The sequence below is a fragment of the Microbacterium sp. UBA837 genome, assembly GCF_002296025.1.
In the GTDB taxonomy this organism is placed as follows: domain Bacteria; phylum Actinomycetota; class Actinomycetes; order Actinomycetales; family Microbacteriaceae; genus Microbacterium.
The window spans coordinates 1-9,575 of record NZ_DBHD01000186.1 but is presented as its reverse complement, the minus strand read 5'-3'; the positions used below and the strand labels follow the sequence as shown (position 1 = coordinate 9,575).

Below are 9,575 nucleotides of genomic sequence, written 5' to 3'. Positions count from 1 at the left end.
GATCTGGCCGAAGAACGCGAAGGCACTGAACAAGGCCTACCCGGTCGAGTGGGCGCGGAAGGTTCACTTCCCGGTGATGCTGTACTTCGTCGTGTTCATCATCATTCACGTCATCCTCGTGTTCGCGACGGGGGCGCTGCGGAACCTCAACCACATGTATGCGGCAACCGACGCCGACAACTGGGTCGGTTTCTGGCTGTTCGTCTTGTCGCTGGTTGTCATCGCGGGAGCCTGGGTCGCCGCCCGTCCTCTCGTGCTGGCTCCGATCGCGCGTCTGTTCGGGACGGTCTCGAGTCGCTGAGACGGTGGATTTGCCGCGGCATCCGTGCTGGGTCCCGGCGAACCCGGCCGGATGTCGGGGGATATCCCCCCACGATTCGACCGGCTGGCAGGGACGCGAAGAACGGATGCCGGAACCTACCGTGGAGGAATGACGACAACGTATTCGCCGCCACGGCCCGTCGCGACGCCCGCGCGGATCGCCGGCGCGATCGCCCAACTCGCGGCGCTCGGCCTGATCGGCCCGGGGGTCTTCGCCATCCTCATGACCCTCCTGGGTCTCGGGGTGGGGCTGCTACCGGTGATCGGTATCGGACTGCTCTTCCTGCTCGCCTTTGTGTATGCGCTCTTCGCACTGAGCTGGCTCGAGAACGCCCGGATCGACGGGCTCTACCGCTTCGGGCTTCCCCCACGCCGCCCGCGCCGCAGTCCGAAGACCGGGTTCGGCGGCTTCCTCCACACGATCTGGCTGCAATTCATCGATCCCGGCATGTGGCGGGCGGTCGCCAACGGCGCCATCGCGACGATCCTCGGCTGGGTGGTGCTGAGCCTGGTTGGGGTGACCGCCTCGGGTGTGGCGCTCGCGTTCTCGCCGATGTACGCCGGTACCGCGGATGCCGTTCGCCTGGGCAGCACGTGGATCGACGTGTCCACGGCCTGGGCGGTTCCGGTGGGCATTGTGGTTGCCCTGGTCGCCGTCGCGACGATCGTGGGACTGGCTTTCTTGCACGGGGTGCTCGCCCGCGCGATCATGATCCCCTCGCAGGAGGCGCTGCTGGCAGAGCAGGCGCGACAGTCGCAGGCTCAGCGGGCGGGCGCCGTGCGCGCCGCCGACGTCGAGCGGACGCGCATCGAACGCGACCTGCACGACGGTGTTCAACCCCGGCTCGTCTCGGTGGGGATGACCCTGGGACTGGCGCAGCAGAAGATCGACTCCGATCCCGCTGCAGCCAAAGAGCTCATCGCCGAGGCCCACACCTCGACGAAGGCGGCGATCACCGAGCTGCGGCAGCTGGCGCGCGGCATCCACACCTCCGTGCTCGACGACCGCGGACTGGATGCTGCGCTATCCGCCCTGGCTGCCCGGTCGCCCGTGCCCGTTGTGCTCGACGTGAGGATCACCGAGCGCTGCGCACCGACAGCGGAGGCCGCCGCCTACTTCGTGATCGCGGAAGCGCTCACCAACGCGGCAAAGCACTCGCGTGCGACCGAAGCGCGGGTGCTGGTGCGCCAGCGCGAGGGAGGAGTGCTCTGGGCCCGCGTCGAAGACAACGGCATCGGCGGTGCCCAGGTCATTCCCGGCGGGGGACTGGACGGCATTTCGAACCGTGCTCTCGGCGCCGGCGGCACCTTCTCCGTTGACAGTCCCGTCGGCGGCCCGACGACCGTGGAAGTGAGCCTGCCATGCGCATCGTGATCTGCGAAGACTCCGTCCTGCTGCGGGAGGGTCTGGTCCGCCTGCTCGAGGATGCCGGGCACGAGGTGGTCGCCGCTCTCGGCGACACCGACGGCCTGACCGACGCGGTAGCTGACCTCGACCCTCAGCTGTGCATCCTGGACGTTCGCCTTCCCCCGACCCGCACCGATGAAGGCATCCGTGCTGCAGTCAGCCTTCGCGCGTCGCGCCCCGATCTTCCCGTCCTGGTGCTCTCGCAGTATGTGGAGGAACGGTACGCGAGCGAGCTCATCGCCGGACGCGGCGGCGCCCTCGGCTATCTGCTGAAAGACCGGGTAGCCGACGTGGCCGAGTTCCTCGAGTCCGTCGACGACATCGCGGCAGGAGGGACTGTCTTCGACCCCGAGGTCGTCGCCCAGTTGCTGGGCAGGCGAGCCCGGGATGAGCGGATGCAGCGGCTGACCGACCGCGAGGCCACGGTGCTCGCACTCATCGCCGAAGGCAAGTCCAACCAGGCCATCGGGCGCACCCTCCACATCAGCGAGGGCAGCGTCGAAAAACACATCACGGCGGTTTTCCAGAAGCTCGAACTCGAGCAGGACGACTCCGGCAACCGGCGGGTGCTCGCGGCCCTCGCCCACATCGCTCACGGCGGGATGCCGCCCCAGACGGGAGAACTGTCATGACCACGAACCTCACACCGCCACCCGCTCCCACCTCGCCGCAAGGCCCCGATGCCCCGGCTCCCGGCTCCGAGCCCGCGTCTTCCGGACCACGCGGATCCTCCACCGTCGTCGCGATCCTGATCATCGTCCTTGGCGCGCTGATCGTGCTCGGCACGATCGTCGGTGCGGTATTCAGCACGATCCGGGCAGCTGCCGTTTCCACTGCCTCGTCGACCGTCGCCGTGGCTGGAGTCGACGCCCTCTCGATTGAGTTGAACGCCGGGTCGTTGACCGTCGAGTACGCGGATGTCGACGAGGCAGAGCTCGAGATCACCGCACCCTTCGGTGGTGATCGCTGGACTCTCGAGCGTGCCGGTGACACCCTCACGGTCGCCTCCCCGAGCTGGGAATGGGGGATGGGATGGATCTTCGGCGGCAGCGGCCGCGCCGTGCTCGTCCTGCCTGACAGTCTCGAGGGCCTCGACGCCGACGTGCAGATGGCGGCTGGGTCACTGCGCGCCGACGGCGACTTCGGTCTCGTCGACCTCACTGTCGGTGCGGGGGAGCTCACGCTCGACGGATCCGCCGAGGACGTGTCGGTCGACCTGTCTGCGGGGCGCGCAGTGCTCAACCTCGCGGATGTTGACACCGCGGACCTGACGGTCAGCGCCGGGTCGATGGATGCCGCGTTCAGTGGGGCTCAGCCCAGCGACATCCGTGCCGGAGTGAGCGCGGGTTCGCTCACCCTCGTCGTTCCCGACGGGGCGTACGACGTCACCTCTGACGTCTCAGCCGGCAACTTCCGCAATCAGCTCGGCAGCGATCCCGGCGCTGACAGCACGATCTCAGTGGAGGTCTCGGCCGGACAGGTGATGCTGCGCGCCGCACGCTGATGCGAAAAGCGACGGAGGGGGGAAGCTCAGAGCTTCGCCCCTCCGTCGCCGTCGATCGCCTCCCGAGCCGCAACGAGCCCCGCGGCGCGGCCGGCGGCGTACGACTCCGCGGCGCCGGTGTGGAACATGTCGTGCTCGCGTGCTCGGATGATCGAATGGGCACCGGGCAGCTCGAGCGAACCCACGAGGTCGCTTCGTCCCCGAATGACGGCAACCGGCGTGCGTCCGGTCTTTCCCTTCACAAGGTCGGCAGCTGCAGCGAGCTCGTCGGCGACGCACGGCATCGTCACCACGAGCGGCCGGCCCTCGGCATCCGTGCCGCCGCGCAGGTCGTCGAACACTCGGATGCCGGCCGCGCCGATCGCGGCATCCGTCTGGCCCTCGCGCCACGCGCGCCCGAGGGTGTCGCTGATGATGACGCCGACCTCGGCGCCGGTTGCCTCGCGTAGCCCCGCGGCGAGGGCGCGGGCCGAGGCATCCGGATCGATGGGAAGCAGCAGCACCGTCCCGTCGGGCGTGTTTGATGCGTCGACGCCTGCGGCCGCCGCGATGATTCCCAGACGGTTCTCGACGATGCGGGTGGTATGACCGGATGCCGCGACCCGCGTGGCGACGACACGCACAGTCTCGGCGGTGATCGCTTCCTCGCGGTCGGCGGCGGCGACGAATCGATCTTCGGCCTTCGAGATGATCTTGGAGGTGACCACCAGGATGTCACCGTCGACAAGCGAGTCTCCGGCGGCGGCGCCGATCAGAGCGACGAGGTCATCTCCGGCGACGATCTCGCGAATGCCGTCGAGCGCCCAGATCTGCAGCATCGTCACGGACGTTCAGTTCGCGTCGAGCCGTCACGCTCGACCGAGCGGGAGCGTGTCACCGGACGAAGCGCACCTCAGTCAGCGACTCGCCGAGGAACGCCTCGTCGTGGGTTGCTCCGTCCAGAGCGAAACCGTTTCGGGTGTAGAACCGATGTGCGCGGGGGTTATCAGCGGCGACCCACAGGTACACCCCTTCGCCCTCTTCGATCGCTGCGTCGAACAGGAGCTGGCCCACACCGGTGCCGTGGAACCGGTGCAGCAGATAGATGAAGTACAGCTCGCGCTCACGCGGAGCATCCTCGTCCCGGGCGGGCCCGGAACCGACGAAGCCGATGATCTCGCCGTCGACGAGCGCCGCGCTCATGCGGTATTCCTCACCCTGGGCTGCCCAGTGCGTCCACAGCTCGGCAAGTCTCTTCGGTGAGACATTCTCGAGAGCTGCCTTGCTGATGAGGTGGTCGTAGGTCTCGTGCCAGCACGTCGCGTGGACGCGACCGAGTTCCTGTGCGTCGACATCGCGCACGGGCCTGACGATGACATCCGTCTGCGTTTCGGCGTTCATGGCCAGACTCTACGCGGGCGATCACGCGGGAAAGAAATCGGCGCAAAGCCGGGGCGGATGCGGCGGGTTTGTGCTGTGGGAATCCCACAACCGCGTACCCCGTCGATGCGTTCTCCCCTAGCATCGCCCCTCGTGAACGTGATGTGGCGAACGATGCTGGTGATCTGGCGAGCCCGGTGGCGCAAGCGCCGAGAGGGTCTGGTCTCACCCACGGGCGTTGCGCGGATTCGCTTGACGACGCTGCCGACAGATATCGACATCCTGCGCCACATGAACAATGGACGATATCTGTCGCTGTTCGACCTCGGCCGGTGGGACTTGCTGGTGCGCTCGGGCCTGCTTGACGCGATGCGCGAGCAGGGCTGGTACGCCGTGGTCTCGAGCGAGACGATCTCTTTTCGCAAATCCCTCCAGCTCTGGCAGCGTTTCGACGTCGAGTCGCGCTTCATCGGTCACGACGATAAGGCGCTGTATCTGGAGCATCGCGCGGTCGTAAACGGCGAGATCTTCGCCCGCGCGATCATCCGGTCGCGGATGCTCAAGCGCGCGGGCGGCACGGTCAGCCACGACGAGTTCTTCGCCGCCGTCGGCCGCCCCGACGACACCCCGGACGTCTCGTCCTGGATCCACGACTGGGCAGCGGCATCTGCCCTCCCGCCCACCAAGGCCGAGGCGCCCAGCATCTGGGCCTGATCGGGCTCGCGGACGCGGCGTCGCTAACTCCTCAGCCCCGGGCCTCATGGCGGGGTTTATTGCGTTCCGGATGCTGATTCGGGGCGGAGTTGCGGAGTTAGCCACGTCCCGAGAAGACCGCCGCCGCGCAACCTGTTCCGCGGGCCGGCCGGACGTAGGCTGATCGCATGCAGGAGACCCCCGACACGGCGCCATCCGCGCCGTCGGGCGACCTGGCGCCGCGCGCGATCGACCTCGCCGCACGCTGGGTCGCCGAAGCCGCCGAGTTCCCCGCGGATGCCTCGGCGCAGCGCCTCGCCGGAGTCCTCAAGGATCCGAACGGTCTGCCCTTCACGATTGGGTTCGTCGACGGCGTCATGCGCCCTGAGAGTCTGACGGCGGCGGCATCCACGCTGTCGCGGATCGCCCCGCTCGCGCCGGAGTTCCTGCCGTGGTACCTGCGCGGCGCCGTCAAGGTCGGTGGGGCAGTGGCGCCCGTGCTCCCTTCCCCCGTCGTGCCGATAGCCCGCCGCGCCCTGCGCGAGATGGTCTCGCACCTCGTCGTCGACGCACGGCCCGACAAGCTCGGCCCCGCAATAGCAGCGCTCCGCGAGGGCGGCGCCAAGCTGAACCTCAACCTGCTGGGCGAGGCAGTGCTCGGTGAGCGCGAGGCGCTGCGCCGACTCGAGGGCATCCACGACCTCATCCGTCGGCCCGATGTCGACTACGTCTCGGTGAAGGTCTCGGCGATCGCGAGTCACATCTCGATGTGGGCCTTCGATGAGATCGTGGATGCCGTCGTCGAGCGCCTCACGCCGCTGTACCTCACCGCGGCGGCGGGACTGCCCGAGAACGGCGGCCGCACCTTCATCAACCTCGACATGGAGGAGTACCGCGACCTCGACCTCACGATCGCGGTGTTCACTCGCATCCTCGAAGACGAGCGGCTCCGCGATCTCGAGGCGGGGATCGTGCTGCAGGCTTATCTACCCGATGCCCTGCCGGCACTGCGAGAGCTGACCGCGTGGGCGCGCCAGCGGGTGGCTGATGGTGGTGCTCGCATCAAGATCCGGCTCGTCAAGGGCGCGAACCTCGCGATGGAGCGCGTCGATGCGATCATGCACGACTGGTCGCTGGCAACCTACGACCGCAAGGTCGACGCCGACGCGAACTATCTGCGCTGCCTCGACGAGGCGCTGCAGCCGAAGAACACGGATGCCGTGAGGCTCGGCGTCGCAGGGCACAACCTGTTCGACATCGCCTACGCGTGGCTGCTCGCGGGCGAGCGCGGAGTACGCGAGGACATCGAGATCGAGATGCTCCTCGGCATGGCGCAGGGCCAGGTCGCGGCGATCTCCCGCGAGGTCGGACACGTGCTCCTGTACGTGCCGGTCGTGCACCCGCAGGAGTTCGATGTCGCGATCAGCTATCTCGTGCGCCGGCTCGAAGAGAACGCGTCGAGTGAGAACTTCTTGTCGGCAGCGTTCGACCTCGCCGACGATCCTGCGCTGTTCGAGCGCGAGCGGGATCGTTTCGTCGCATCCCTCGAGCGCGCCGCCGATCCCGGGCTTCCGACCGGACCCAACCGCCGCCAGAACCGCGCGGACGAGCAAGCCGCAGACAGGGCCACCGAACCACGTATTCTTCGCGACTCGCCGCCGCCCCAGGTCGGGGGTTTGACCCAGGCCGTGCTCGGGATCGCCAGCTCCGCGGCATCCGATGATGGCATCGCACGCTTCGGTGGCGTTGAGTACGTCGAGACGGCGATCTATTCCGCGACCGAGTCTGACGGAGTCGCAGCCGGCGCGCCGGGGTTCCGAAACGCGCGTGACACTGACCCGGCACTCCCGGCGAACCGCGAATGGGCCAGGCAGGTTCTCGAGCGCATGGCGGTCTCGACGGCGGGGGATGACACGATCGAGGCATTCCGGGTCACGGATGCCGAGCGGCTCGAAGAGATCATTGCGGGTGTTCGCGACGCGGCGCCTCGGTGGGGCGCCATGCCGGCAGCAGACCGGTCGGCGGTGCTGCAGGCGGCGGCCCGGGCGCTGGAGGCCCGGCGCGGTGAGCTGATCGAGGTCGCCGGATCCGAGACGGGCAAGGTGTTCGCCGAGGCTGACGTCGAGGTGAGCGAGGCTGTCGACTTCGCCAACTACTACGCCGCAACGGCGAGGGAACTCGATCGGGTGAGCGGTGCGGTCTTCGTGCCCGCGCGGGTGACCGTCGTCACCCCGCCGTGGAACTTCCCGATCGCGATACCCGCGGGCGGAGTGCTTGCTGCGCTCGCCGCGGGCTCCGGAGTGATCTTCAAGCCGGCGCCGCAGGCGAGGCGCTGCGCGGCAGTAGTAGCCGAGGCGCTGTGGTCGGCAGGCGTTCCGCGTGACGTCCTCGCCCTGGTCGACATCGACGAGGGCGGCCTCGGGCAGCAGCTGGTCTCGCACCCGGATGTCGATCGCGTCATCCTGACCGGCTCCTTCGAGACGGCATCTCTCTTCCGCTCCTGGCGCCCCGACCTGCCGCTGCTCGCTGAAACGAGCGGCAAGAACGCGATGGTGATCATGCCGTCTGCGGATCTGGACATCGCGGCATCCGATCTCATCAAGAGCGCCTTCGGACACGCGGGTCAGAAGTGCTCCGCGGCGTCGCTCGCGATCCTCGTCGGCCCCGTCGGGCGCTCGGAGCGCTTCGCGCGTCAGCTCGTGGATGCCGCGACGTCGCTGCGGGTAGGACCGCCGACCGATCCGCGCTCCGAGATGGGGCCGGTCATCGAACCGCCACGCGGAAAGCTGCAGTGGGCTCTGACCACCCTCGACGAGGGCGAGCAGTGGCTCGTCAGGCCCGAGCCGCTGGATGTCGGGCCTGAGTATGCCGGCCGGTTCTTCCGTCCCGGCATCCGTGTCGGGGTGCAGCCCGGGTCGCGCGTGCACCTGGAGGAGTTTTTCGGGCCCGTGCTCGGGATCATGCACGCGAACTCCCTCGGGCACGCGATCGAACTCCAGAACGCCGTCGCGTACGGACTCACGGCGGGTCTGTATACCCAGAACCCCGACGACCTCGCGATGTGGCTCGACCGCGTCGAGGCGGGCAACCTCTATGTGAACCGCGGGATCACGGGCGCGATCGTGCAGCGGCAGCCGTTCGGTGGCTGGAAGCGCTCGTCGGTCGGTCCCGGCACGAAGGCCGGCGGACCGAATTACCTCATCGGCCTCGGGAAGTGGCGGGGGACGGATGCCGGTGCCCCCTCGTCCACGCTGCACTTGCGTGGTCTCGATTCGCGCATCACGACGGTGATCGAGGCTGCCCAGGCATCACTCGATTACCCCGCGTTCGAGTGGCTTCGCCGCGCCGCGCTCTCGGACGCGGTCGCCTGGAACGAGGAGTTCGGGCGGGTGACGGATGTCTCGCGGCTGGGCGTGGAGCGCAACCTCTTCCGCTACCGGCCCGTCGAGGTCGCGATCCGGGCGACGGGGGATGCGACGTGGCAGGCGCTGCTGCGCGTCATCCTTGCCGGCATCCGCACCGGGTCGGCGACCACCGTCAGTGCTCCTGTCGGCCTGCCCGCGGCGGTGCGTCGAGCGCTCAGCGACCAGGACGTGAACATCTTCGTCGAGACCGAGGACGAGTGGCTCGACCGCGTCGCTCGTCCCGAGCAGGATGTCGCGGATGCCGTCGCCGGCGAGCCCAGGCCGACCCGCCCGCCCCGGGTGCGCTTGGTCGGCGGCGCCGTCGCCGTCGCGGCATTGCATTCCGCGCTCGCCGAGGCCGTCGGCGGAGACCCGGATGTCGCGATCTATGACAACGAGGTGACAACGGCGGGCCGCATCGAGCTGCTCCCGTTCCTGCACGAGCAGTCGATCACCATTACCGCCCACCGCTTCGGCAACCCCGACGCGTGGTCGGCGGACGTCATCTGAGGGGCGATGGTGGTCGCAACGGCGCAGATTCTGCGTAACGCGGCGCCGTTGCGAACGCGACATCACTCGAGCGGGTAGCGACGCCGCAGAACCCAGCGCTGGCCGAGCGTCCAAGTGACTGTCACGGCGAGATAGAGCGCGGCGGCCAGTGGCACGAACGCCGCGAACACGACGGACAGGTACGGCAAGAACCCGAGCGCACGCTGCACGCCGCCGGATGCCAAGGGCGAGGCATCCGGCTCTGCGGGAACCGCCGGGCGGAAAATGCGCCGCGTGACCTCGGCGACTGCTGCCATCAGCACCATGAGGGTGCCGAACACGACAGCCGTCTCGACCGAGAAGACGCCGGCGGACCCCACGAGGCTCGTACCGAGAG

7 protein-coding genes and 2 pseudogenes are annotated in these 9,575 nt (G+C 68.5%); 6 read left to right on the top strand and 3 right to left on the bottom strand.

Annotation, left to right across the window (positions count from 1 at the left end; all coding sequences use genetic code 11):
* The 4 genes and pseudogenes from B3587_RS13395 to B3587_RS13380 form a co-directional block, all read left to right on the top strand.
* Positions 1–301 (top strand): annotated as a pseudogene (locus B3587_RS13395) (cytochrome b/b6 domain-containing protein); the annotation flags it as partial.
* Between the two features lie 129 nt (positions 302–430).
* Complete coding sequence (locus tag B3587_RS13390; protein ID WP_292729499.1) at positions 431–1,696, top strand: sensor histidine kinase; 1,266 nt, start codon at positions 431–433, stop codon at positions 1,694–1,696.
* Entirely contained in the window at positions 1,684–2,361 is a 678-nt protein-coding gene (locus B3587_RS13385; RefSeq protein ID WP_228178375.1) for a response regulator transcription factor, read from the top strand. The genes B3587_RS13390 and B3587_RS13385 overlap by 13 nt, the downstream gene beginning before the upstream one ends.
* Positions 2,358–3,233, top strand: coding sequence for a hypothetical protein (locus tag B3587_RS13380; RefSeq protein WP_292729496.1), 876 nt, complete (start codon positions 2,358–2,360; stop codon positions 3,231–3,233). The genes B3587_RS13385 and B3587_RS13380 overlap by 4 nt, the downstream gene beginning before the upstream one ends.
* A 26-nt stretch (positions 3,234–3,259) precedes the next feature.
* Here the strand turns inward: B3587_RS13380 and cofE are convergent, their stop codons facing one another.
* Together cofE and B3587_RS13370 are read right to left on the bottom strand one after the other, a co-directional pair.
* Positions 3,260–4,051: a coenzyme F420-0:L-glutamate ligase gene (gene cofE, locus B3587_RS13375; RefSeq protein ID WP_292729502.1), complete on the bottom strand. Its 792-nt coding sequence runs from the start codon at positions 4,049–4,051 to the stop codon at positions 3,260–3,262.
* A gap of 55 nt (positions 4,052–4,106) precedes the next feature.
* Positions 4,107–4,613: a GNAT family N-acetyltransferase gene (locus B3587_RS13370; RefSeq protein ID WP_228178377.1), complete on the bottom strand. Its 507-nt coding sequence runs from the start codon at positions 4,611–4,613 to the stop codon at positions 4,107–4,109.
* A gap of 132 nt (positions 4,614–4,745) precedes the next feature.
* Here B3587_RS13370 and B3587_RS13365 point away from each other — a divergent pair, with 132 nt between their 5' ends.
* Positions 4,746–5,306, top strand: coding sequence for an acyl-CoA thioesterase (locus B3587_RS13365; protein WP_292729494.1), 561 nt, complete (start codon positions 4,746–4,748; stop codon positions 5,304–5,306).
* A 167-nt stretch (positions 5,307–5,473) separates the two neighbouring features.
* A complete protein-coding gene (locus B3587_RS13360; RefSeq protein ID WP_228178379.1) occupies positions 5,474–9,199 on the top strand; it encodes a proline dehydrogenase family protein in 3,726 nt (1,241 codons plus the stop codon).
* Between the two features lie 62 nt (positions 9,200–9,261).
* Here B3587_RS13360 and B3587_RS13355 read toward each other — a convergent pair.
* Positions 9,262–9,575 (bottom strand): annotated as a pseudogene (locus tag B3587_RS13355) (preprotein translocase YidC); the annotation flags it as partial.